At 70.6% G+C, this 24,234-nt stretch carries 20 protein-coding genes, 1 tRNA gene and 1 pseudogene; 5 read left to right on the top strand and 17 right to left on the bottom strand.

Features of this window, described 5'->3' with window-relative positions; translation table 11 throughout:
- Window positions 1–105: 105 nt before the first annotated feature.
- Genes gabT through FB557_RS02915 form a run of 10 tightly spaced genes read right to left on the bottom strand, consistent with a single transcriptional unit; the run spans window position 106 to window position 11,882 of the window.
- Entirely contained in the window at window positions 106–1,446 is a 1,341-nt protein-coding gene (gene gabT / locus FB557_RS02960) for a 4-aminobutyrate--2-oxoglutarate transaminase (RefSeq protein ID WP_144855446.1), read from the bottom strand.
- Between the two features lie 10 nt (window positions 1,447–1,456).
- Entirely contained in the window at window positions 1,457–2,296 is an 840-nt protein-coding gene (locus FB557_RS02955) for a glycosyltransferase family 2 protein (protein ID WP_144855445.1), read from the bottom strand.
- Complete coding sequence (locus FB557_RS02950; protein ID WP_144855444.1) at window positions 2,289–3,281, bottom strand: glycosyltransferase; 993 nt, start codon at window positions 3,279–3,281, stop codon at window positions 2,289–2,291. Before FB557_RS02950 ends, FB557_RS02955 begins: the two co-directional genes overlap by 8 nt.
- Entirely contained in the window at window positions 3,278–4,366 is a 1,089-nt protein-coding gene (locus FB557_RS02945; protein ID WP_144855443.1) for a glycosyltransferase, read from the bottom strand. Before FB557_RS02945 ends, FB557_RS02950 begins: the two co-directional genes overlap by 4 nt.
- A complete protein-coding gene (locus FB557_RS02940; RefSeq protein ID WP_246074342.1) occupies window positions 4,366–5,124 on the bottom strand; it encodes a glycosyltransferase family 2 protein in 759 nt (252 codons plus the stop codon). Before FB557_RS02940 ends, FB557_RS02945 begins: the two co-directional genes overlap by 1 nt.
- Complete coding sequence (locus FB557_RS02935; protein ID WP_144855442.1) at window positions 5,121–6,575, bottom strand: PIG-L family deacetylase; 1,455 nt, start codon at window positions 6,573–6,575, stop codon at window positions 5,121–5,123. Before FB557_RS02935 ends, FB557_RS02940 begins: the two co-directional genes overlap by 4 nt.
- Window positions 6,572–7,603 (bottom strand): acyl-CoA dehydrogenase family protein, encoded by a 1,032-nt coding sequence (locus FB557_RS02930; RefSeq protein WP_144855441.1) that lies wholly within the window; start codon window positions 7,601–7,603, stop codon window positions 6,572–6,574. Before FB557_RS02930 ends, FB557_RS02935 begins: the two co-directional genes overlap by 4 nt.
- Before the next feature lies 1 nt (window position 7,604).
- The gene (locus FB557_RS02925) at window positions 7,605–8,594 is read right to left on the bottom strand and encodes an SDR family NAD(P)-dependent oxidoreductase (protein ID WP_144855440.1); all 990 of its coding nucleotides are present in this window, start codon (window positions 8,592–8,594) and stop codon (window positions 7,605–7,607) included.
- Window positions 8,591–9,772, bottom strand: a complete 1,182-nt coding sequence (locus FB557_RS02920) for a zinc-dependent alcohol dehydrogenase (protein ID WP_144855439.1) — start codon at window positions 9,770–9,772, stop codon at window positions 8,591–8,593. Before FB557_RS02920 ends, FB557_RS02925 begins: the two co-directional genes overlap by 4 nt.
- Before the next feature lie 16 nt (window positions 9,773–9,788).
- A complete protein-coding gene (locus FB557_RS02915; RefSeq protein WP_144855438.1) occupies window positions 9,789–11,882 on the bottom strand; it encodes a catalase in 2,094 nt (697 codons plus the stop codon).
- A gap of 161 nt (window positions 11,883–12,043) precedes the next feature.
- On the opposite strand from FB557_RS02915, the gene FB557_RS02910 reads away from it, so the two are divergent.
- Together FB557_RS02910 and FB557_RS02905 are read left to right on the top strand one after the other, a co-directional pair.
- Entirely contained in the window at window positions 12,044–12,742 is a 699-nt protein-coding gene (locus tag FB557_RS02910; RefSeq protein WP_144855437.1) for a response regulator transcription factor, read from the top strand.
- 70 nt (window positions 12,743–12,812) lie between these two features.
- Window positions 12,813–12,888, top strand: a tRNA-Thr gene (locus FB557_RS02905).
- A 42-nt stretch (window positions 12,889–12,930) separates the two neighbouring features.
- Here FB557_RS02905 and FB557_RS02900 read toward each other — a convergent pair.
- The 4 genes from FB557_RS02900 to FB557_RS02885 all read right to left on the bottom strand — a co-directional run bounded on the left by FB557_RS02900 (window position 12,931) and on the right by FB557_RS02885 (window position 16,704).
- Complete coding sequence (locus tag FB557_RS02900) at window positions 12,931–14,121, bottom strand: site-specific integrase (protein WP_144855436.1); 1,191 nt, start codon at window positions 14,119–14,121, stop codon at window positions 12,931–12,933.
- 83 nt (window positions 14,122–14,204) lie between these two features.
- Window positions 14,205–15,704, bottom strand: a complete 1,500-nt coding sequence (locus FB557_RS02895; RefSeq protein ID WP_144855435.1) for a replication initiator — start codon at window positions 15,702–15,704, stop codon at window positions 14,205–14,207.
- Window positions 15,704–15,985: a WhiB family transcriptional regulator gene (locus FB557_RS02890; protein WP_144856040.1), complete on the bottom strand. Its 282-nt coding sequence runs from the start codon at window positions 15,983–15,985 to the stop codon at window positions 15,704–15,706. Before FB557_RS02890 ends, FB557_RS02895 begins: the two co-directional genes overlap by 1 nt.
- Window positions 15,986–16,089: 104 nt before the next feature.
- Complete coding sequence (locus FB557_RS02885; protein ID WP_144855434.1) at window positions 16,090–16,704, bottom strand: hypothetical protein; 615 nt, start codon at window positions 16,702–16,704, stop codon at window positions 16,090–16,092.
- 46 nt (window positions 16,705–16,750) lie between these two features.
- Between FB557_RS02885 and FB557_RS02880 the strand changes: the two are divergent.
- The 3 genes and pseudogenes from FB557_RS02880 to FB557_RS02870 all read left to right on the top strand — a co-directional run.
- Window positions 16,751–17,857: pseudogene (locus FB557_RS02880) on the top strand (ISL3 family transposase); the annotation flags it as partial.
- A 153-nt stretch (window positions 17,858–18,010) separates the two neighbouring features.
- Window positions 18,011–18,850, top strand: coding sequence for a hypothetical protein (locus FB557_RS02875; RefSeq protein WP_144855433.1), 840 nt, complete (start codon window positions 18,011–18,013; stop codon window positions 18,848–18,850).
- A 472-nt stretch (window positions 18,851–19,322) separates the two neighbouring features.
- A complete protein-coding gene (locus tag FB557_RS02870) occupies window positions 19,323–19,610 on the top strand; it encodes a transposase (RefSeq protein WP_144855432.1) in 288 nt (95 codons plus the stop codon).
- Between the two features lie 1,178 nt (window positions 19,611–20,788).
- On the opposite strand, the gene FB557_RS14700 is transcribed toward FB557_RS02870, so the two are convergent.
- The 3 genes from FB557_RS14700 to FB557_RS02855 all read right to left on the bottom strand — a co-directional run bounded on the left by FB557_RS14700 (window position 20,789) and on the right by FB557_RS02855 (window position 24,220).
- On the bottom strand, window positions 20,789–21,514 hold the full coding sequence (locus FB557_RS14700) for a transglycosylase family protein (protein ID WP_144855431.1): 726 nt from the start codon (window positions 21,512–21,514) through the stop codon (window positions 20,789–20,791).
- A 194-nt stretch (window positions 21,515–21,708) separates the two neighbouring features.
- Window positions 21,709–22,479 carry a transglycosylase family protein gene (locus FB557_RS14695; RefSeq protein ID WP_144855430.1) on the bottom strand — a complete coding sequence of 257 codons (771 nt, stop codon included), beginning with the start codon at window positions 22,477–22,479 and terminating at the stop codon, window positions 21,709–21,711.
- A gap of 151 nt (window positions 22,480–22,630) precedes the next feature.
- Window positions 22,631–24,220, bottom strand: a complete 1,590-nt coding sequence (locus FB557_RS02855) for a threonine/serine exporter family protein (protein ID WP_144855429.1) — start codon at window positions 24,218–24,220, stop codon at window positions 22,631–22,633.
- Between the last annotated feature and the right edge of the window lie 14 nt (window positions 24,221–24,234).

Here is a 24,234-nt window from a genome sequence, read left to right as displayed (position 1 = left end):
ATGTCCCTGCGCGGCTTACCGTAGTACTACGGGGGTTCGTAGACCTAATCGGGGCACGGCGAAGGGGGAGCGTCGCCGCTCCCCCTTCGTCGCCGTCGGCGCGGGTCAGCCGAGCGCCTCCGCGAAGGCCTCGTCGAGCACGTCCATCGCCTCGCCGAGCAGCTCGTCGCTGATCGTCAGCGGGGGCAGGAAGCGGAAGACGTTGCCGTACGTGCCGCAGGTCAGGGTGACCACCCCGCGGGCGTGGCAGGCCTTGTTGACCGCGGCGGTCAGCTCGGCGGCGGGGGTCTTCAGGTCGAGGTCGCTGACCAGCTCGGCGGCGACCATCGCGCCTCGTCCGCGGATGTCCCCGATGACGCCAGTCTTGTCGGCCAGCGTCTGCAGACGGGCGGTCAGGATCGCCTCGATCTCCTTCGCGCGGGCGCACAGGTCGTCTTCTCGCATCGACTCGATGCTGGCCAGCGCGGCCGCGCAGGCGACGGGGTTGCCGCCGTAGGTGCCGCCGAGGCCGCCACCGTGCACGGCGTCCATGAGCTCGGCCCGACCGGTGACCGCGGCCAGCGGCATCCCGCCGGCGATGCCCTTGGCCGTCGTCATGAGGTCGGGCACCACCCCTTCGTGCTCGCAGGCGAACCAGTCACCGGTGCGGCAGAAGCCGGACTGCACCTCGTCGGCGATGAGCAGGATCCCGTGCTCGGTGCACCACTCCGACACCCGGCGCAGCCACCCCTCCGGCGGCACGATGAAACCCCCTTCGCCCTGGATCGGCTCGATGATCACCGCCGCTGTGTTGTGCTCACCGACCTGCGCGTGCACCGTCGAGGTGAAGGCCTCGAAGGCCTCGTCGGCGCACTGCTTCGGGCCGGTCGGCCAGCGGTAGGGGTAGGCCATCGGCGCGCGGTAGACCTCGGGGGCGAAGGGGCCGAAGCCGTCCTTGTACGGCATGTTCTTCGCGGTGAGTGCCATGGTGAGGTTGGTCCGGCCGTGGTAGCCGTGCTCGAAGGCGACGACCGCCGTCCGGCCGGTGGCGTGCCGGGCGATCTTCACCGCGTTCTCCACCGCCTCGGCACCGGAGTTGAAGAGCGCCGACTTCTTGGCGTGATCACCCGGGGTGAGCTCGGCGAGCGCCTCGCAGACCTGCAGGTACTCCTCGTAGGGGGTGACCATGAAGCAGGTGTGGGTGAAGTCCTCGACCTGACGGCGCACGGCCTCCATGACGCGGGGGTTGCGGTTGCCGACAGTCGTCACGGCGATGCCGGAGGCGAGGTCGATGAGCTGGTTGCCGTCGACGTCGCGCAGGATGCCGCCCTCGGCGCGCTCAACGTAGACCGGCAGCCCGGTGCCGACCCCGTCGGACACGGTCGCGAGCTTGCGTTGCTGCAGCTCGGCGGATCTCGGGCCGGGGATCTGCGTGGACAGGGTGCGCTGCTGGGTGATGTCGCTCACCCTCAGGAGCCTAGTCGGGCGAAGGGGGGTCCCTCAGCACCTTCACATCGTTCCCTTCCCACCGGATGAGTCCGCGCTCGGCGAAGGCGGTCAGCCAGCCGCTCATCGGCCAGCGTCCCCAGCGCCGGTGCGCGATGCGCGCGTTGCGGACGATGTCCTGAAGATGCTCGACCGGGGGCGCCGAGACGGGGTGCCACTGGTGGTAGGCGTGGGCACCGCCGACCCAGCACAGACCGACCCCCCGGTCGCGTGCGCTCCAGGCGAGGTCGGTGTCCTCGCCGCCGTAGCCGACGTACTCCTCGCAGAAGCCTCCGACCCGGGCCCAGGTCGCCGGGGTGACGGCGAAGGACAAGGACCAGAAGAGGTCGTGATCCGCGGTCCGCACGACCTGGTCGTCGGGCGGTGCCGGTCGGGCCGGGTGGGGTGAGGTGAGGGCGGTCAGCTCGGCCGCGCGGGTGGGCCTGACGCCTGCGGCGAGATAGGTCACCGGGCCGCAGAGCATGTCTCCAGGCGCGGCGCGGGCCGCCTCGGCGTACCGGCGAAGGAGATCAGGACCTGGCAGACAGTCGACGTCGAGCAGCACGACGAGCTCGGCCCCCTCGTCGATCGCGGTGGCGACGCCGAGGTTACGGGCCGCCGCGAGCGGAAGACCAAGCGCGTCTGCGGGGACCTCCCGCAGGACGACGTCCGGGTCGCCCTCGAGGAGGCGACCGATCTCGGGGTCCTCCATCGCCACGACGACGTGGGGAACCCCCGCTGCGACCTCGCGCAGCACCTCCCGCTGCCGGACGAGGTGATCGTGGCGGCCGTGCGCGATCGTCACGACCGTCACCGCGCTCTCGTCAGGCATGGCGGCCTTCTCCCGCCGCGAGGACGACCTCGGCGGCGCGGTCCGCCGCGCCCTCGGTGCGCCAGGACGGCCAGCGACGGGCTCGGGCGAGCGCGTTCTCGACCAGCCCGAGCCAGTCGAGGGTGTCGGGCTGCTCGGCAGCGGCACGCCCCACGGTCGCGCAGCACCCGAGAGCCTCGAGCGCGGCGACCATGTGCTCCTGCTCGGCGAAGGGGCGGGGCTGGGCGAGGACCACCGCGGCCGAACCGGTCGCAGCGAGGTCGGCCACGGCACCCTGGCCGGCGTGGCTGACGACGATGCCCGCAGCGGCCATCAGCCCGGCGACGTCGTCGACCCAGTGCTCGCCGCCGGCGAGCTCCCAGTGTCGGTCCGGGACCGCGGCGACGACCCGGCGGGTGAGGTCCGGCTGTGCCCAGCCCTCTCGACCGGCCAGCAGGAGCCCGTCGTCGGTCCGGGCTGGCGACGACCCGTGCCGCTCGAGGGCACTGAGGCCACCGACCCGCTCGACCTTGCCGGGCCAGCGGGCGAGGTGCGGAGCGGGGTCCAGGGGCAGCTCGGGCCACGGGGCGACGATCGCCGCAGCGAGGTCGTAGGCGAGGTGGTGGGCCGGGTCCTCGCGAAGGCCCGGCTGGGCGACGACGACCACCGGCACGCCGTGCAGCCGGACCAGGGCGGTGATCTCGACCGAGACGTCGACGACGACCACGTCGGGTCGGGACTGCGCGAGCCACCCCGACACCGCCGCGGCTCGGCGACGCAACCCGTCGTGCCCCAGAGGCACCCAGTGCAGCCGCCCGCCCCCGTCGGCGTCGACCGGTGAGTCCGCGGCCGGACCGTCGTCGTCCCGGTCGAGGGTGACGTCGACCCCGGGCCCTGAGCCGAGCAGGGTCACCTCGGCCCCGCGCTCCTCCAGGGCGGCGCGCAGGACACGGGCCCGGGCGTGATGGCCGCCGCCGTCGTGGTGGACGTAGACGCCGACCTTCACGGGGGACCCTCCGCACGCGCGCCCTCCGCGGACAGGACCTCTTCGAAGAGCCGCTCGTAGCGCTCAACCATCGTCTCGACCGCCCAACTCGAGCGGGCCCACCGGGCGACCTCGTCCCGGTCGCGCTGCTCTGCGGGCCCGATCGCGTCTGCGAGGCGACGGACGAGCTCGTCCTCGTCACCGTCGGGGACGAGCACTCCCCCTTCGGGTCGCACGACCTCGGTCAACCCCCCGCGAGCGATCCCGGCCACGGGGGTGCCGCGCACCATCGCCTCGGCCGCGACCATCCCGAAGGGTTCCTCCCAGCGTGGGGTGACCAGGCAGACCGCGCTCCGCCCGACGAGCTCGACCAGCCCGGCCGAGTCGAGGTGGCCGGCATGCTCGACGTCGGCTCCGAGCAGGGGACGCACCCTCTGCTGGTAGTAGACCTCCTCGCCCACCGGCCCGGCGAGCACGAGGCGTCGCCCCGCTGCCCGTGCGGCCGCGATGGCCAGGTCAACCCCCTTCTCCGGCGTGATCCGGCCGACCCACACGAGGTCGGGGCCACCGCGGCCCACCGGGCCGTGGCCCGGTACCCCGTTGGGGATGATCGTCGGCGGCGCGGGCAGGCAGGTCCAGTCCCGTGCGCTGGCCTCGCTGACGCAGACGTAGCGCACCCGCTCGTCCGCGAGGGCCACCCCCATCTCCATCCACGGGAAGGGCGGCGTGTGCAGCGTCGTGACGACCGGCGGGAGCACGGCGCTCATCGACAGCGGCAGGTGGTGCAGGCTCTGGTTGTGCACGAGGTCGATCCGGCCGTCCCGCAGCACGGAGGCCACCGCGTGGGTGAAGGCCGCATGGTCGCGGAGGAACTCCGGCTCAGGCAGGTGCGGGTCGAGCGCACTCACAGCCGAGAGCGGCGGGAGGTCGGGATAGGGCACGAGCTCGTCGGCGAGGCTGGCGTCGCTGCCGGCCCGCGCGTGCAGCACCACCTCGTGCCCACGCCTGCGCAACCCCGAGCAGAGCAGACCGGTGACCGCCTCCTGCCCGCCGGTCCACGGCTGGCGGAGACGGTGCCGGGATGTCGCCAGCACCGCGACGCGCATCAGCCGACCTCGCGCACGAGAGCTCCGAGGTAGTCGGCGAAGCCCCCCACGCAGCGGGCCTCCAGCCGTCCGGACGAGGCGACCCGACAGCGGTCGGTCGCCACCCATCTCGGCGAGGTCGACTTGATGCTCGCGACGAGGGTGACGTCCTCGTCACGAGCCAGCGGCGGGTAACCACCTGCGGCCCGGTAGGTCGCCGCACGGACCCCGAGGTTGGCTCCGTGGACGTAGGGGTGGCCCTCGGCGAGGCAGTGGCGCCGACGCCACTCGGCGAGCACCGCTGGGCTGGCGCCGGACGGCTCGACCGTGCCGAAGACGGCGTCGAGGCCGCTCTCAGCCAGCTCGACGTGCACCTGGAGCCAGTGCTCCGGCACCTCGCTGTCCGCATCGGTCGAGGCCAGCCAGAGCGCCCGGTCACCGACGCCGGCGGCCCGTGCCCGGGCGATCGCGTGCTGCGCACCAGCGGCCCGGGCGGTCCCGACGCCACCCTCCGCAGTCAGCGGCACCAGCCCCGCCGACCGGACGACCGCCTCGGTCCCGTCGACGCACCGGTCCAGGACGACCACCACGTCGACCACGATGTCGGGTCGGGAGCGGTGCAGCCGCGCACCGGCGCGCGCGATGGCGTCGAGGCAGGCGGCGATGCGCTCCTCCTCGTCGCGGGCGGGGACGACCACCCCCACCCGGGTGATCGCGTCGAGCGCCCGGGGTGCCCGCAGCGTCGACAGAGACGGGGTCGCCACCACCTGCTGGGTCATCGCACCTCACCGCCGTAGATCTCGAGCAGCAGGTCCGCGTCCCGGTAGACCACCCGCGGCTCACCGAGGACCGCGCGGGCCTGCGCGTGGACGAGCGGACCGTCCAGGGGGATCTCGCGGGTGGGGTGCCGCCAGTGCACGAGCGCGATCTCACCCCCGTCCACCACCAACCGCCGGACGGCCCGCAGCGTCGCGAGCAGCTCGGACCCGGTGAGGAAGTAACCGATCTCGGAGAGCACCGCGAGGTCGTGCTCCCCTGCCCCCGGCAGCCGGCCCAGGACCTCGGGGCAACGGCCCTGCACCCAGGAGATCCGCGAGTGCTCGGGGACCGCACGGCGGCTCGCCACCTCGAGGGCGCGCGCGCTGACGTCGACGGCGACGACCTCGTCGGCCCGGTCCGCGAGGCTGGCGGTCAGCTCACCACTGGCGCAGCCCACGTCGACCACCGAGCGGTAACGGGGGCGCGCCAGCGCGGCGAGCGTGAGTGCGCGCTTACGCAGCTCGTACCAGCTCTGGAAGCCCCAGGGGTCGTCGCCGGTCTCGTACATCGCGTCGAAGGGGGCTGCGGTCGCGTCGTCGTCGGCCGCCCCGGACGCCTGGCCGGCGCCGGGCCGGGAGCCGGCCGCACCGACCGGCTCCTGGCGCACGAGGGTCTCGACGACCCGCTCGAAGCGGGCCAGGACGTGCGTCCCGAGCAGCGCCTGGCCGCCTTCGTTCGGACCGAGGGGGAGGACCTGGCTGCGGTGGGCCGCGACCGCGTGCGTCTTCGCCGCGAGCTCCTCCGGGCCGAGGTCGACCAGCTCGAGGCGCTCCCAGGGCAGCTCGTCGGGCGTACCCCAGTGCCAGAACCACACCGGCGCGTGAGCGACGTCGAGGTCGGCTCGGCCCAGCAGGCTCATGGCCGCCTTGGCGACCGCGGCGTGGTCGTGGTGACCGTCCTGCGCCCACTGGGTCAGCACGAGCGTTCGTCTCGCCTCCGTGATCGAGGTCGACGACCCTGCTGCGGGGCCGAGGCCTTCGGCCGGCCCGACAGCCTCCTCGAGCGCGGCGACCAGTGCGGGCACGTGGTCGGGCAGCCGGCTGTCCGGCAGCCCGAGCCGTCTCAGGGTGATCGGGTGGCCACCGCCGAGCCGGCGGACTGCCTGCTCGACCTCCTCACGGCGGCGGGCAGCGATGGCCTGCGGGTCGACGTCGGAGTGGGGGTGCGAGCCCTCGCCGTCGGAGGCGACGAGCACGGTGACCCGAACACCCCGGGCGGCCGCTGCCGCGATAGTCCCACCGAGGCCGAGGCTCTCGTCGTCGGGATGGGCGGCGAGGACGACGACGTGCCCCACACCGGTGAGCAGCTCGTCGGGGCGGCGGGCCGGCACCTCGTCCCATCGCTGGTCGAGCAGCCAGGTCTGCTCGCTCGTGCCGGGGTCGTGGGGGTCGAAGGCGCGAGGGGCGCTCACCCGCCAGCCTCGTCGGGTAGCGACTCTTCCCGGATCATCGAGCCGAGACGTGCCAGGTCACGCTCCGCGTGGTGCTGACGGACGTAGACCGTGAGGTCGGCGGCCCGGCGGGCGTGCTCCTCGTCACCGGTGAGCGGTCCGGGGCCGAGGGCGTGGCCGACCACGGTGAGCAGCCTCTCGGCGACGTCGGCACACGCCGCCCGGACGCGTGCCGCGAGGACGGCACCCTCCTGCCCGGTGCCCTCCCCGGCGTCGATGCGTTGGGCCGCGTCGTCCAGCGCGGTGCCGGCGGCGTGGACCAGCACGTCGGCGTGGCCGAGGTGCGACAGGGCGATCTGGTCAGGCTCTCTGCGGCCGGCCGCGGAATGGAGGGTGTCACGCAGAGCCGCGGCGGCGCCCCACCAGGCGGCGGCGACACCGATGCCACCCCACGCGAAGCCAGGGCGGGAGAGGTACCACCCGTCCCCGCCGACAGGGACGGCCGGCACGCCGTCGAGCTCGAGGCTCGTCGAGCGGACCCGGCTCAGCCCCCGGGAGACCCACTTATCGTCGGGGTAACTGACCCCGGGGTGGTCCAGGGAGAGCGCGAAGGCGCGGGTCGTGGATGGCCCGGTGTGGGCGGTGATCACGGCGTGGCTCAGCTCCCGCGCCAGCGAGCACCATGGCTTGCGCCCGGTGAGGGTCCAGATCCCGTCGGCCTCGGCCGTCCCCGCGAGGTGGTGGCCTGGAGCGTGCGCGGCATAGACCCCCCACACACCCTCCTCCCCCGGCAACGGCGAGAGGTCGGTCTCGGCCTGGGCGAGGATCGCCTGGGCGTCGAGGTGCGGCTCGACGACCCGCGCGACGGTCAGGTCGCCGTGCGCGAGCGAGGCGAGGGTCGAGAGGTATCGCTGGCTGTCGTCCCCGAGGTCGACGGCCACCGGCGAGAGCTCCCGGGCGATCCTCAGCGCCGGGCCGAGGTCGCCCCCTGCCGCCAGTTCGGCGCCGATGGTGCGGGCTCGCTCGGAGAGCTGACGGTCGAGCTCCACCTCATGCCCCCGGTTCGTTGTTCCGGCGCGCGGCCCGGTCGCCGAGCGTCGAGAGTCCGTTCACCACCCGCGAGCCGAGTCGCCCGCGGGCCGTAGCACCCGTCACGCCAGGGGTGGCGTCCGACATGCCCGGACCGCGTCCGGGGCCGTCCGGGAGCGCCCGGGCAACCAGCCCCAGCACGCGGGTGGTCAGTCCTGGGGCGAGCCCGTGCACCCTGCGACCGATGATCGCCAGCGGGGTCAGCTCGACCTGCGGCTTGCCGGCCAGCACCCCGTCGACGATCCGGGACGCGGCCCGCTCGGCGTCGATCGAGACGACCGGCAGCGACGCGCCGGGAGCGAACCACGCGTAGTCGGCCGGCGCGTCGCCGGCGAACTCGGCGGCGAGGTGACCGCCGGTGCGCATCAGCCCGGGCAGCACGGCCGTCGCGGTGACCCCCGTCCCCTGGAGCTCGGCGGCGAGACCCTCTGCGAGGCCGACGGCGCCGAACTTGGCCACCGAGTACGGCAGCAGCCGAGGCACGCTCACCGCCCCACCGATCGAGCTGACGATGCCGATGTGCCCGGTCCGCCGCTCACGCATCGAGGGGAGCACGGCGAGGCTCAGGTGGACCGGCCCCATAAGCATGGTGTCGACTGCCTCCCGGACGTGCCCGAGGGTCACCGACTCCAACGGCGCCACCTGGATGATCCCGGCGACGTGGATGGCGACGTCGATCCCCCCTTCGTCCCGGATCACCGCCTCCACCCAGTCCTGGACGGCGTCGGCGTCCCGGACGTCGCAGACGGCGGGGACGAAGGGGGACGCGCCCCCTTCGCCGGTCCGGCCGGACCGGGCGGCGACGATCGCCGCCGCCCGGTCCAGGGACTCCCCGTCGCGGCCGCACCCGTGCACGCGGTAGCCGCGGCGGGCCAGCTCGGTGCTCACGAGGAGACCGAGCCCGCGCGACGCCCCGGCGACGAGGGCGACCCCGACAGGTGACGTGGTCACGGCTGGAGCACGACCTTGACGCACCCATCCTGCTTCTTCTGGAACATCTCGTAGCCGCGCGGCGCGTCCTCCAGCGGGAGGTGGTGCGTGGCCAGCGACTCCAGGCCGAGCACGTCGGCGCTCTCCTGCAGCACCGGGACGATGTCGTTGACCCAGTGACGCACGTGGCACTGACCCATCCGCAGGGCGATGCCCTTGTCGAACATCTCCATCATCGGCATCGGGTCGGCCATGCCTCCGTAGACACCGCTGACCGAGACGGTGCCACCGCGGCGGACCGCCCGGATGGCGCCCTTGAGCGCGGCGAGCCGGTCGATCCCGGCGGTCTTCATCATCGGCTTGGCCACGGCGTCGGGGATGAGCCCGACCCCCTTGATCGCGGTCTCGAAGACCGGGCTGCCGTGGGCCTCCATGCCGACCGCGTCCAGGGTCCCGTCGGCGCCCCGACCGTCGGTGAGGTCGAAGATCGCCGAGGGCACGTCGTCCACCTCGCGCATGTCGAGCACCTCGACGCCGTGCGCCTGAGCCGCCGCGAGGCGCTCGGGCACCCGGTCGACACCGATGACCCGGATCCCTCGCTGGTGGGCGATCCGGGTGGCCAGCAGACCGACCGGACCGAGCCCGAAGACCGCCAGGCTGTCACCCTCGGCGACCTCGGCCCATGCCACTCCCTGCCAGGCGGTGGGCAGGATGTCGGAGAGGTAGAGCCAGCGCTCGTCCGGAGCCCCCTCGGGCACCGGGACCGGGCCGAAGTGGGCCTGCGGCACGCGCAGGTACTCCGCCTGCCCGCCCGGGACCGAGCCGTAGAGCTCGGTGTACCCGAAGAGCGCGGCCCCCTTGTCCTGCGAGCGGACCTGGGTCGTCTCGCACTGGGCGGTGTAGCCGCGCTCGCACATCCAGCAGCGGCCGCAGGAGATGTTGAACGGGACGACGACCCGGTCGCCCGGCTTGATGTGGGTGACCTCCGACCCGACCTCCTCGACGACACCCATCGTCTCGTGACCGAGGATGTCGCCAGGCGACAGGAACGGGCCGAGCGGCTCGTAGAGGTGGAGGTCGGAGCCGCAGATCGCGGTCGAGGTCACCTTGATCACCGCGTCGGTGGGCTCCTCGATCCGGGGGTCGGGGACCTCTTCGACGCGGACGTCGCGCTTGCCATGCCAGGTGAGTGCTCTCATGGTGTGTCTCTCTCTCTCAGGCGGTGATGTCGCGGTCCCAGTGGCGCGGTCCCGCGCACCGGGCGACGAAGCTCGTGACGTCCTCGGCGGAGCCGAGGACGAGGATCGCCTCGTCGGTCTTGCCGTCCAGGCCGGTCGCGGCAAGGAGGGCGTCGGCGCCGTGCAGGCCGACGACCTTGAAGTGGTTGAAGGCGTCGGTGAGGAAGTCCCGGGCGGCGGGCTCGTCCGCGAGCTGCTGCCCGCCCTCCTCGCCGGCGAGGATCGCCACCGCGTCGAAGAGCACGGAGGGTCCACCGGCGACCGCGTGGTCGGCCTCGAGGGTCGATCCGTCGGAGAGGCTCTCGCCGCCGACGGCGACGGCGACGACCTGGGTCATGCCGCCGGCCTTCTCCACGGCCTTGCGGAGCCGGTCGACCTGCGCGGCGTCCGCGCCGCGGCCGACGAGGATGCCCAGCTTGCGACCTTCGAAGGTCTCCTTGGCGTTGCCGAGGATGCTCACCGCCGGTGAGGGGTCGAGGTCGACGGGCTGCACGGCGGCCTCGCTGGGTGCAGGCAGCTCCATCCCGAGGCCGTCGGCGACCCGGGAGGCGAGCTGCTCGTCGACGTTGCGCAGGTTCGCCATGACCTGGGTGCGGATCGCCGGGATCTCGCACTTGCCCAGCTCGAAGACGTAGGCCGCGACGATGTGGTCCTGCTCGACCGGGGTCTGACTCACCCAGAACTGCCGGGCCTGGCTGTAGTGGTCGGCGAAGGACTCGGCTCGGATCCGCCTCGTCGTCCCGCTCACCTCCTCGGCGAAGGGGACGTGGCCGGCGGCCCCGGCCTCCCGGGGCCCGCGGTCCTCACCGGTGAAGGAGTTGGGCTCGTAGTTCGCGCGGCCGCGCTGGTGGGCGGTCTGCATGTGCCCGTCGCGCTGGAAGTGGGCGACCGGGCAGCGGGGGGCGTTGATCTCCAGCTGGGTGAAGTTCGTGCTGCCGAGCCGCTTGAGCTGGGTGTCGAGGTAGGAGAAGTTGCGGCCCTGGAGCAGCGGGTCGTTGCTGAAGTCGATGCCCGGCGGGACGTTCTGGGTCATGAACGCGACCTGCTCGGTCTCGCTGAAGACGTTGTCGACCGTGCGGTTGAGGGTCATCGTGCCGAGCACGCGGACCGGGACCAGCTCCTCGGGGATGATCTTCGTCGCGTCGAGGACGTCGAAGTCGAACTCGTCGGCGAAGGCGTCGTCGAAGACCTGCACCCCGAGCTCCCACTGCGGGTGGTCGCCGGACTCGATGGCGTCGTACAGGTCGCGTCGGTGGAAGTCGGGGTCGGCGCCGTTGATCTTCAGCGCCTCGTTCCACACCACGGACTGCAGGCCGAGCTTGGGCTTCCAGTGGAACTTCACGAACGAGCTCGTCCCGTCGGCGGTGAGGAAACGGAAGGTGTGCACCCCGAAGCCCTCCATCATCCGGAAGGAGCGCGGGATCGCCCGGTCCGACATCTGCCAGAGGGTCATGTGGGTGGACTCCGGCATGAGACCGGCGAAGTCCCAGAACGTGTCGTGCGCGCTCTGCGCCTGAGGGAAGCCGCGGTCCTGCTCCTCCTTCACCGCGTGGACCAGGTCGGGGAACTTCACGGCGTCCTGGATGAAGAAGACCGGGATGTTGTTGCCGACGAGGTCCCAGTTGCCCTCGTCGGTGTAGAACTTCGTCGCGAAGCCACGGACGTCGCGGGCGAGATCGAAGGACCCCATGTTGCCGGCGACGGTGGAGAAGCGGACGAAGACGTCGGTCTTCTTCCCCTTCTCGGCGAAGAGAGAGGCACGCGTGATGTCGCTGTGGTCGCCGGAGGACTCGAAGACCCCGTGCGCACCGTAGCCGCGCGCGTGGACCACGCGCTCGGGGATGCGCTCGTGGTCGAAGTGGAAGATCTTCTCGCGGAACGCCATGTCGCTCATCAGCGTCGGGCCGCGCTCACCCGCGCGCAGCGAGTTCTGGTCGTCCTGGACCGGCACGCCGTGGGCGGTGGTCAGCACCTCGCCGTCACCGGCACGCTGGTGCAGCTCGCCACCCTGCCCACGCTCGCTGGCGGGACCAGCCTGGCGGGCATCGGACGTCTTCTTCGAGGGGGACATGCAGCTTCCCTTCCGGGTCGTCAAGGGCGGACGGGGTACGCGCCCTACGGCCACCATTGCACGGAGGGCTCGGGCTTGTGCCAGAGAAGAGCACCCACCTTGGGGTGTACCCCCTTAGCTTGCTCACCTGGCGTTTCGGGAGCACGCAGTAGGTTGCCCCTATGCCCAGGACCCTGAGCACCGAACCCGCTGCCGTGCGTGTCGCCGTCGTCAACGACCACGAGCTCGTGGTCCGTGGCCTCGCGGCGATGCTCGAGCCGTACGCGGAGCGGCTCGCGGTGGTCGAGCTCGACTCCGCGCTACCGGTGCGCTCCACGGTGGACATCGCGCTCTACGACTCCTACTCCATGCCCTCGGTCCTCGACGACCAGTGCGAGTGGATCGTCCGTGACCCCAGCGTCGAGCGCACCGTGCTCTACACCTGGGTGGTGGACGACGCCGTGGTCGACTCAGCGCGGCGCCTCGGCGTCTGCGCGGTGCTGCCGAAGTCCCTCGGGGCGGCAGAGCTCGTCGCCGCCCTGGAGCGGGTGCACGCCGGCGAGGAGCTCTTCGACCTGCGAACCCAGGGGGAGGCCGAGGACGAGGGGCAGCACGAGGGTGGGTGGCCCGGCAAGGCCGAGGGCCTCACCGCCCGCCAGTCCGAGGTGGTCGCCCTCATCACGGAGGGCTTGAGCAACCAGGAGATCGCCCGTCGGACCTACCTCAGCATCAACTCGGTGAAGTCCTACACCCGAGCGGCCTATCGCACGATGGGCGTCAGCTCGCGGACCCAGGCGGTTCTGTGGGGCATCGACCACGGCTTCCAGCGCGACCGGATGCGGACCGTCCTCGACCCGGCGGACCAGACACCGACCCCGTAGGAGCGGGGCGAGGGTCCGCCCTCAGTCTCGTAGGATCGTCGATGCGCACCGCGTGCTTCTCGGTGCGCCCGCTGGAGTGGCGCAATCGGTAGCGCACCTGTCTTGTAAACAGGTGGTTGAGGGTTCGAGTCCCTTCTCCAGCTCCATTTTCAGGGCTTCTCATCCCCGGCCGCCCCCTCGGAACCCGCTTAGTCATCGCTGAGGTCATCGCGTGAACCCAGGAGCGGCGGTGCTACCAGCTCCAACGCGGTCACCACACGAGGGTCCACCGAGCGCCGACCGAGGTACACGTCCTGGGTCATGGACACCCGCGAGTGGCCGAGCTGATCCGCGATGATCCGGGCGCTGATCCCGTGCCCGTCGAGGATGCTCGCCGTCGTCTTGCGCCACACGTGCGAGGTCACCCAGTCAAAGCCGGCCTTCGTCCTGGCCTCGGCCAACCAGCGGGAGACGTTGCGCGGGTCGCGGAAGGTTCCCCGCTCCGAGCCGAACACCGGCTCATCCGGGCCGACGCCCAACGCCTCACGACGACGGAGCATGCTCACGCACCACGACGGCAGGATGAGCGGACGTTGCCCCGCCTCCGACTTCGTGCGCTTGCGGATCAGCCCCTGCCCGGTCACCCGGATGAGGGTCGAGGTCACGTTGACCGTGCCGGTATCGAGGTCGATCTCGGACCAGATCACCGCCAGGGCCTCCCCGATCCGCAACCCGGTGGCCAGCATGAACGACGTCAGCTCGGGCAAGTCCCGACTGACCGCCTCCTCGTCAGCGGCCAGGGCCACGAACCATGCGGCGCGTTCCTCCTCGGTCATCGCCCGAGGCTGCCGCTTGGGCCGCGAGGACAGACGCCGCACGTCACGAGCCGGGTTCAGAGGCACCGCACCCTCACGCACGGCACGCCCCATCGCCCCAGAGATGATCGCCCGCGAGGTGCGAGCCGTCGCCGGACCCACCTCACCGTGCAGCCGCAGCAGCAGGCGATCCACGACCGGCACGCTGACCTGCGAGAGCCGCAGTCCACCAATCGCGGGCGAGACGTGCTTCTGCCAGGCGTGGCGGTACGTCGCGACCGTCGAGGGTGAGCGTTCGTCGAGGCGCACGAGAGCTTCGAGGTCGTCCAGCCACGCCCGCACGGCGTCATCAAAGGTGTCCGAGCGCGAGAGCGTGCCTTGCTCCTCCGAGGCAAGATCCGCCAAGGCTGACTCCAAGGACTCCCGTGCCGCCTTCTTCGTCCGTCCCTGCCTCTCGACCAGCCGGACGCGACCGTCGAATCCACAGAACCGGGCACGGCACCGGTAACGCACCCCCTTCGCCCGTGCGACACGGATGAAGTGGAAGTCGCCCCACTCCCCCGGCTCCAACCGCTCGAAACCCATGACTCAGGCAGCGGTCTGGTCATCGAGCCAGGCGATGACGACGCTCTCTCGATAGCGCAGGAAGCGCCCGACCTTGCACGCGGTCACGGTGTGGTGCGGTGCTGCTCGGCCTTCCACTGGTCGTACTCACGGGCACGGGTCGCAGCCGCGATCGCGAGGGCTTCTTCGGCGTTGTCGCGCCACCCGGTGCCGACGTAGGACCAGGAGCCGATGACCTGGGTGGTCTCCTCGGCATCGTCGGCCAGCAGGCGGGCTTCGAGGTCGCGGGTGTCCAGGGGCTGCCCCGTGCGGACCGCGTCGGCGTGCAGTGCCTGCCAGCGAGCACGGGCGCGACGCAGGGCACCGAGGGTCACCGAGTAGCGCCGTGACTTCGTGCCGAAGTGGCCACGGAAGCCCAGACAGCGCACCCACTTCCCCATCCGCTGGTAGTCGTGCGCGGGGTCATGGTGGCGGGCGGCTCGCTCGGCCAGGTCGTGACAGGTCCGGCGAAGGGCGGTGATGTGAGGGCGGCGCTGTCCTTCACCGTGCAGACCAGAGGCGTCCTTGGTGGCGTACTTGGCGAGGTAGCCAGCGACCTGCCCAGGAGTCAGCGGCCCGTCCGGGTCGTCGGTTCGGAACCCGTCCCGGACCACCCGAGCATCGACCTGTGAGCCGAAGGCGAGCACCCGGCTCTCGTCGGACGCATCGACCGGCTCGGCAGTGACCGTCACGGTCGGCACGGCCTGAGTCACCAGGTCTGCCAGGGCATGCCCGTCGAGACCGGCTGGGGCGGGAGAGCCGATGCCGTCACGGGCGGGACCGTCAAGGCGGATCAGCGCGTGGAAGTGGATCAGCCCCCGGGATTGATACTCGGCCACCTTCGCGTACTGGATCGACGCGACCTCACCGAGACGCGACTCGGGGATCGTGAGCCGGTGCGCCAGGAGCCTGCGCAGGGCGATGGTGAAGCGTCGCCACAGCTCGGGGGCGTGCCACTGCCACATCGCTGCCGAGGTCGTGTCGTGGCAGTCCGGGCACAGGGGCGCGCCGTTGGCCGGGTCGTCCTCGCCGTGGCGAAGGGAGCACCACAGCGGGCGACCATGCAGGCACCGGGTGCGGTCGTCGGCCCGTCGCGGTCGGCAGGCCCGGCCCTTGCGGTGGCCGTGGACGTGCCCGAACGAAGGGGCGGTGAGCGTGACGAAGAGCAGCGGGTTGTCCGCAACAACCTCGGGCACGCTCTTGCCTCCGGCGACCCCGGCATGGATCAGCGCGAAGGTGTCGCGGGCGTAGGTGCGCGAGCACGCCGGGCAGATGTGGGCGCGACGGTTGCCGCACGGGCGGTGGAGCACACCGAGCGGCAGGGACTCGGAGCTGAACGAGTCGAGCACCTCGCCCGTCGCAACATCGACCGTCTGCGAGGAGCCGGCGAGCCGGATCGGGCGGGCGCAGTTGTGCACGGCAGCGAGGGTGTCGGTGAAGTCGCTCATCGACCCGTCGCGGAAACGGTCGAGCAGCCCGACCACCTGGGCGGGGTCGGCGAGCACGGGCGCATCCAGCGGCGCGTTCTCGTCATACCCCGCGAAGGCGGATCCGGGCCGGGTCATCACGCGGCCCCTGCCGACCAATCCTCGAGGAGGTCGTCCAGCCGAGCACCGTCCCGCAGACGACGAACCAGCGGTAGCCGTTCACGAGGACCAAGACCTCCCCAGATACCGAACTCCTCCCCGTGCAGCAGCGCCGAGGCCAGACAGAGCTGGCGGACCGGGCAGGAGGCGCACAAGCGACGCGCTCGGGCGTTGGCCTTGCTGCCCTCGGGCGCGAACCACCACCGACCGAACGCCGGGGCACCCGTGCATCGACCCCTCAGCCGCCACGCCCACGTCATCAACCGCGACCGCAACGGCGACGAGCAACGGACCCCCTCGACAGGGACGCCGTACAGCCGCTGCATCACCGCCTGGCCGTCGCTGGTGCCGGTCTTGGCGCGAGTCATGCCGCCGCCCCCTCGTCCTCTCCAGGAACGTCCGACCCACCGAGCGGTGTCATCGCAGGGATGCCCGACGCCAGGCGCTGCACGTCCTCATCCGTGAGGTACGAAGCGCGGACGCGCCGGATCGCTCTGGTTCCCTCAACGCGGACGAAACCAACGCCCGGCGTCAGCTCGGAGACCTCATCGGCACGAGCGCCCATGTCGCGGGCTCCATCACCCAGCACCATGTCGACCTGGATCGGGTTATCGAGCCGAAGAGCGATCCGGGTCGGGAAGAGGTCCCGCCAGGTCACCACGTCCTTACCGGGGTCCTGCACCGCAGAGACCACCGAGATGCCCACCGCACGACCCTGAGTCAGGAGCAGCCCCAGAGACTGGTCGATCCGGCGCGTCACAGCCCGCTCAGCAAACGCCGTCAGGGTCGCCAACTCGTCCACGACGATCACCAAGTGCGGGTCCAACGGCGAGGGACGGTGGACCCGCTGACCTGTCGCCGCGAGGTGGCGAGCACGCCGGTCCTTCACCCTCACTGCTTCCTCTAGCAGCGCACACATGGCCTCGGGGTCACCGCCCTCGAACCGGGCGAAGCAGCCACGACCGAGGCCGAGCTCCATGCCGCCCTTGGGATCCAGCGCCCACACCTGTACCCACCCGGCACGGAAGTTGGTGTGGCGCAAGCGGACCTGGCGTTGCGAGGAGCCGTCATGCCCGACCAAGGTGTTCACCGAGCAGGACCCCGAGGTCGCGGCGCCGCGGGCGTTGTTGACCACGCGGGCGTGTTGGTGGGCGGTCAACCAGATCCGTCGCGAACACGCGAGCATCTCCGGGATCGCCCGGCAGCTGGGGACGACCTGGAACACGGTGTGGACCTCGATCGAGCCGCTGCTGCAGGAGATGGCCGACGACGAGACCCGGTTCGCCGGCGTCAAGCGCCTCGGCGTGGACGAGCACGTGTGGCACCACGTCAGCGAGTTCCCCATCGAAGACGGCGGCCGTGGCCCCAAGCAGCTGACCGGGATGGTCGATCTGACTCCGGATCCCGAGTCCGGCAAGCCAAGAGCGCGGCTGCTCGACCTGGTCCCCGGCCGGTCTGGGAAGGCCTACAGTGACTGGCTCGACGAGCGTGGCGAAGGCTTCAAGAACGGTGTCGAGGTCGCGACCCTGGACCCGTTCCACGGCTACAAGAACGCCATCGACGACCAGCTCGAAGACGCGACCGCCGTGCTCGACGCGTTCCATGTCGTCAAGCTCGGCACCCAAGCCGTCGACGAGGTCCGCCGCCGGGTCCAACAAGAGATCCACGGCCACCGTGGCCGCAAACACGACCCGCTCTACGGGATCCGCACGATCCTGCGTTGCGGTGCCGAGAAGCTCACCGACCGGCAACGCGCCCGGCTGGACCGGGCGATCGCGGTCGACGAACGCCACGACGAGGTCCTCGTGGCGTGGCTGTGCGCGCAGAAGCTCCGGTCTGCCTACAAGGCCACGAGCCCGCTCGAGGGGCGGCGTATCGCGGAGGACCTCATCCGGTCGTTGCCGACCTGTCCGATCCCCGAGATCAAGCGACTCGGGAAGACCCTGAAGCAGAGGCGCGAGGCGTTCCTGGCCTACTTCGACACCGGCCGCGCCAACAACGGCGGCACCGAGGCGATCAACGGCCTCATCGAGCTCCACCGCCGCATCGCCCGCGGCTTCCGCAACCGCGAACACTACCGGCTACGCATGCTTCTCATCGGCGGCGGACTCAACCACCCCCACCTCAGATAGGAAGAGCCACCAAAGGACGGCACCTCGTGGGGACAACCAGGCCGAGGTTCTCATGCACCGGTATAGACGCCGCACCCCACACAGGTCTAACCTCATGAGCACCCGACGCCGCCGGGGGGGGGCAGTGTAATTTCATTTGACAGGGGCTAGGTCATGAATTTCATTCGTATGGTGGGGGCAGGGGTAGCCATTACCTGCACAGCCCTACTTAGCAATACCGCAATCGCCGCTAGCCAACCCTCGACCCAGAAGATGGTTCCTAGTGGGTTCGACGTGAGACAAGACGGCTCATGGACGTACTACGACCGGGAACTTCCATCCGAATTCACCGTGCGCTCTGAGGACGGCGAACTCGACAGAGATGGTAAGTGCTCCTTCTCCTCCTCAATGGAAATGAGCGGGGACGAGGGGCTGATTGAAGGCGTCGAAATCGCCTACAACGCCAAGTCATGTCAGCGCAAGGTCGCAGAGCGAAGGGTTACAGCCGCTACAGCACGTGCCATCGAAGATGAGCACTATCGTGAGGTTGGAGCGCCGCAGCTCGAGAGCTCGCCCACAGAAGCGCCGGACTCCGGGTCAGCCGACACGGGAATGGCTCCCGCCGCTTCGCGTCGCGCACAGACGACGTCTTGGTTTGAGGACCCTCCGGGCATCGATGTGACGTGGACCAAGGTCACTACGTCATGGAACTACAATGGTTCCTGCGTGACCAGTCATTCGCCAACAGCCGCAGATAACTGGTTCAAGCCAAGCGGTTGGACGCGGATTGGCGACTCGTGGTCGCATCCCCTCTACTGCGCATACAGTAAGTCGAGCGCCTACCGAAACTTCCGGAACGGAAAGTTCTGCGCGACCATCGATACGTACAACAAGTACAACAACACCGAAGTGGTAGGCAAGGCAAACGGATCCTCCTCGTATCTGTGGAATAACCAGAAGTCGGGAGGGTGCACAAGTCTGCTTACGCACCGTTATCTGGCGGGAACGTACTGACGGTGGCGCGACCTGCTGCCATAGCAGCATGGGCAGGGCTCCTGGCCTCCATCGCTGCCTTGATCGTCACCGTGGCCTTGGGCTCTGGAGATGATTTGCATGTGGCCTCGTTTCTCTTGCCTATACCCGTCCTCGCGGGAGCAGTTGCCGTTGCAGTGGCCCGCCACTCGTTGTGGGCATGGCTGTTCCTAGCACTCGAGCTGGCCTTCATCGCGATGGCCATCCTGTCCGTAGGATTTCTCTTTCTCCCAGGGCTGCTCCTTGGTTTTCTTGGGTGCGTCCTCGTGGTGGTCGGGCAGCGATCCGATCTCAGGACGCGCGAGTAAGCGGGGGCAGCGCCCGGCCTCGGCCGGGCGCTCGTTTCGGGGACCATGTGCCTACCACGCCCGGCCCAAGGACACCCCACGCTGACCTGTCCTGGGGTTTCCGGACACCGAGCTTGAGGGGATGATCCCCTTGGGAAGGAGTCCAGATGCCTGCACCGAGGTCGCCGGAGTTCCGGCAGCGTGCTGTGGAGTTGGCCAGGCTGCGTGAGAAGCCGATCGCGCAGATCGCCAAGGACCTGTCGATCAGCGAGACCCGTCTGCGTCGGTGGATGCACCAGGCCGATGTCGAGGAGGGCCACAAGGAGGGCTTATCGCGGGATGAGCGGGCCGAGCTGGTGAGGTTGCGCCGGGAAAACCGGGTGCAGGCGATGGAGATCGAGACCCTCAAGCGGGCCTCGGCGTTCTTCGCCCGGGAGAACGTCCTCCCAAAATAGGGTTCCGGCTCGTCCACGAGCTCGCCGGCGAGGGGTTTCCCGTCGCGGTGACGTACCGGGTGCTGAGGGTCTCGACCTCTGGGTACTACGAGTGGCGCACCCGCGGCCCGTCCGCGCGTGACCTCGAGGATGCGCACCTGCTGGATGCGATCATCGCGGACTCGATAAACCTGTCCATTTGCGCCTTGGTCCAAACGAAGCCCCTCTGGAAACCAGCGGTATGAACATCTGGGCTAACAAGAGCGAACTGCGGAACAAGCATTGCCCGAGATTCCAGTCGCTTCACCAAACCGTCCACGGGGTAGTCAGTTGTCTGAAAGGTGACCTGGGCAGGCGTCGCCACCTCATCAGTCAAGTCGGCGAACTCCTCCTCAGAGAGCGTTCGCTCCATCACGCGTTCTAGCGCATCGTCTGCCTCAACCTCTCCCATGAGCCCCAACCTATCGCTACCCAAGCCCGTGAGGACTTTCCCTACTGACTCAAGGCGCGCCTCCGGCGCGCAGCCGTGCGGGCCTGCGGCCCGCCCGCCGTGCCGGGCATGCGGCCTCCGGCCGTTCCGGGCTCGGCGGGCGAACCTGGTCCCGGACGGCACACAGCAAGAGCGCCCCGGTCCAGTACCGAGACGCCCTCACCATCCGAGCCGCCGACCCGTCGCTACACGATCCGGCCTCCAGGCCACCGCATCAAGCGGCAACCGAGCACCGTGGTCAAGGAAGGTGCCGCACCTGCGCACAAGAGTTCTCCCAACGTGACCGCTTGACCCGGCACCCCTACGACCGACTCTGCTCCGCTATGGGATCGGTGGCTCTCTTTGGTCATCGCTGAGGTCATCGCGTGAGCGCACAGGCGATCACCAACACTCGTGAATGCCACCATCGAAAAGCGCCCAAGATGCCCGAAAAGTCGGGCCAGAGCGTGAGCGGCCAGAACCGTCAGCAAGAGCCCGAGGGCAAACAGGTGGTTGAGGGTTCGAGTCCCTTCTCCAGCTCCAGGTCGACCGACGGCCGACGCTGGGGGCGTGCGTGGAGGACTACCCCGTGTTGGGTGGGGAGCACCGATCGGGCATATAGGTATGCACCTCAGGAATGTCGATATGCCAGATCGGTGCTGCTCGGCGGAGAAGGGGTATCTGTCTGCGCGCTCCGGAGGGCGGTCTCGACAGGGCGAGGGCGGTGGCGTCAGCGCAGGACGTACTTGTTCAGCCAGCTCTGCAGCCGCGAGGTGGTCTGCGGCCCCCAGATGCCGTCGACGTCGGCACCGGTCTTGCGCTGCAGCGCGGAGGTCGTGATCGGCCCGACGATCCCGTCCTGGGCGACACCGAGCTTGCCCTGCATCTTGGCCTTGTCGGAGCCGTCCAGGTAGCCGTTGACCGAGCCACCCACCCAGGTCTCGATGCCGGCGTTGGTCTTGGGCCCGATGATCCCGTCGACGACGAGCGCGCCGCCGGTCGAGGTCACCCCGCCCCGGTCACTGTCCCGCGAGGCGGTCCCGGAGGTCGAGCCCGGGTCGACGGCGAGACCGTTCGCGGTGGTCAGGCCGGCACGGCGGGAGCAGACCGGCCAGGCGTTCGGACCCTGCACGCGCAGCACCTTCTGCGCGATCTCGATCTGCTGCGCCTTGGTGGCCTGGTGGGCGAAGGGCGCATAGCGACCGCCGCCGAAGCCGGTCCAGGTCTGCGGGTGGAACTGCAGCCCCCCGTAGAAGCCGTTGCCGGTGTTGATCGACCAGTTGCCACCGGACTCGCAGGCCGCGACCCGGTCCCACACCGTGCTGGACGCGCCGGCGCTGGTGGCCAGGCCGACCGCTCCGGTGAGAGCACCCGCTGCGGCGAGTGCGGCGACGCTGGTGCGGGCTCGACGCACCCGGGCGGTCTTGGGCGCAGGGAAGTCTGTCGTGGCGAACATCAGGAGGGGCCTTTCGCGTCAGCGTCGCGAGGGCAGGGGTGGCGCCTCGCGCTGTCGCGACGACGCTAGAACCCCTCAGGTCACACAAACAACATCTGCCCCATAAGTACAGACCTGTAACTCACCCGACCCAGAAGCACGGCGAAGGGGGCCGAGCAGCTGCTCGACCCCTTCGCCGGTGATCCTGGGCTGGCTCAGCCGAGGACGCGGTTGAGGTAGCTCTGAGTCATCCGGGTGGTCTGCGGGCCCCAGATGCCGTCGACGTCGGCACCGACGAGGCGCTGCAGCGCGCTGGTGGTGATCGGGCCGACGATCCCATCCTGGGCCACGCCGAGCTTGGCCTGGAGCGCCTTCTTGTCGGCGGTGTCGAAGTGGCTGTTCACCGACCCACCGACCCAGCGCTCGAGGGCGGCGTTGGTGCGCGGGCCGCGGATCCCGTCGACGGCGAGCGACCCGGCGCTCGAGCTGGAGCCGCTGGACTGCGCGGGTGCGGACGAGCGCTGGCTGCTGCGCTGCGCCGGGGGCTGCTGCTGCGCCGGAGCCTGCTGGGCGGGAGCCGCGCTGCCGCCACCGGCGGCGAGGCCGTTAGCGGTGGTCAGGCCGGCGCGCACGGAGCAGACCGGCCAGGCGCCGGGGCCCTGTCCCTGCAGGGTCTTCTTCGCGACCGCGATCTGCTGGCTCTTGCTCGCCTGGTGGGCCAGCGGCGCGTACTGACCGCCGCCGAAGGCGCGCCAGGTCGAGGCGGTGAACTGCAGACCGCCGTAGAAGCCGTTGCCGGTGTTGATCGACCAGTTGCCACCGGACTCGCAGGCGGCGACCCGGTCCCAGACGGTCTCGGCGGAGGCGTTGCCAGCCGTGGCGACCGAGCCGACGGCTGCGGTGGCCCCGGCCACGGCGACACCGGCGAGGCGGCGTCGAGCGGTGGAGCGTTTCGTGGGCTGGGCGTGCTTGGGGGCGTAGAACATCAGGGAGGTCCTTCCGGCAGTCAGGGGGACGCGGGCGGAGGATCGACGACCGCGACGCCCGGCACGTTACCGATCCGTGACCGCAAAGGTCAAGGAATGGTAACGAGACAATTCGGTCCGGCACCGACGCCGGGGTCGCCGCGGCCAGGCCCTACATGTCCGGGGTTGGGTCCTCCGCCGCATGGTTCGTGTGGCCCTGCCTCCCGACGAGCATCCGCCTCCGCCTGTTAACCGGGCTGTCGAGGGGCGCCGCGATGAGCTCCCCCAGCGTGGTGCCCGTGGCGAGCGCCATGAGCACGCCCAGCGCGGTCATGACGCTCTCCCACCCGCTGCCGCTGGAGGCCTGGTAGGTCGAGCCGTCGGGCACGGTCAGGTGATAGAGGCCGATGAAGATCGACAACCCGGGCATGAGCCCGAAGCTGGCCGGGAGGGACAAGGTGATCGGCGGCCAGTCGGCACGCAGCGCGAGGACCCGGGCGGCGAAGCCCATGACGACCGCGGCCAGGCCGGTCGCGGTGATCCGCCCGACGCCGCTCTGCGTCATCGCGGCCGCGACGACGACGGTGAGCACGGTGAGCACGGTCGCCGGCAGGAGCATCTGTCGACTGCAGTGCAAGGTCACCGCGCCCCCGAGGCCGAGGACCGCCGACCCGAGGACGACCGTCGGCGGGTTGGCGCTTGCCCAGGCGAGCTGGTCCACCTGGGGGGGCTCGAGGACGATCCCCAGCGCCCGCACGAGCTGCATCGAGATCCCCAGCCCTCCGGCTACGCCGACGATGAGCCCGAAGGAGTGCATGAGCACCGCGACCAGGCGCGCCGTCCCGGTCACCGAGTACCCGCCGATGATGTCCTCCATCGCCAGCTTGATCGACCGCGCGGGGAGCAGCGCGACGATGCCTCCGGCGACGACGAAGGCGAAGTCGGACGGCGACATCGGCATCCACTCCACCCGTCCGACGAGATACGCGCCGAAGGCGACGAAGGTCGCCACCGCCCCGCCGATCGCGCCGGTGTAGAAGTCCGGCAGGTAGAAGCGGGAGACGAGCCGGAGGGTGCGCTCGACGACGACGGCGGTGAGCAGCGCGACGAGCACGCCGAGTGCTCCGGCTCCCAGCGCCATCGCAACACCGGCAGCGAGCATTCCCTCACCGAGGACGACCATCCACCGGGCCCAGGTTCGCGGGGCCCGCCGGATCTCCCGGACCCGGGCCCGAGCCTGGTCGACCTCGACCTCGCCGGAGACGATGTCGTCGACGAGCGAGTGGATCGCCGCGAGTCGGGCGAAGTCCATCTGCGGCCCGTGCACCACCCGCAGCCGGGTGACGTTGCTGCCCGACGGGGTCCGCGCCTGGATGTGCAGCGACTGCATCGTCAGGTCGACGTCAAGGTGCTGGATACCGCCGGTCAGGGCAATCGCGTTGACCGCGGCCTCGACGGTCGGGGCGGCGGCACCGCTGCGCAGCATGACCTCGGCGATCCGCAGGCAGAGGTCGATGACCTCGGTGACGGCGTGCTCCTCGGCCACGGCACGGGTGACCCGGGGGTCGCGGTAGGGGCTGCCGCGCAGCGACCCGAGCATCGGCATCGACTCGGTCGGAGCCTCGCCGCGCAGCGTAGGTCGTCGCCGCGGGGGCGCCGGTCGCCGCGGAGTGCGTTCTCCGACGGCGGGGGGCGGGGAGAGGGGGATCTGGGTCGCCGCGTCGGAGGGCGAAGGGGTCGGCCGCGCGTCGTTCTCGGTCATCCAGCGTCTCGTGT

The sequence above is a fragment of the Marihabitans asiaticum genome, assembly GCF_007828725.1.
Classification (GTDB): domain Bacteria; phylum Actinomycetota; class Actinomycetes; order Actinomycetales; family Dermatophilaceae; genus Marihabitans; species Marihabitans asiaticum.
This window is presented reverse-complemented; position numbering and strand designations above follow the sequence as displayed.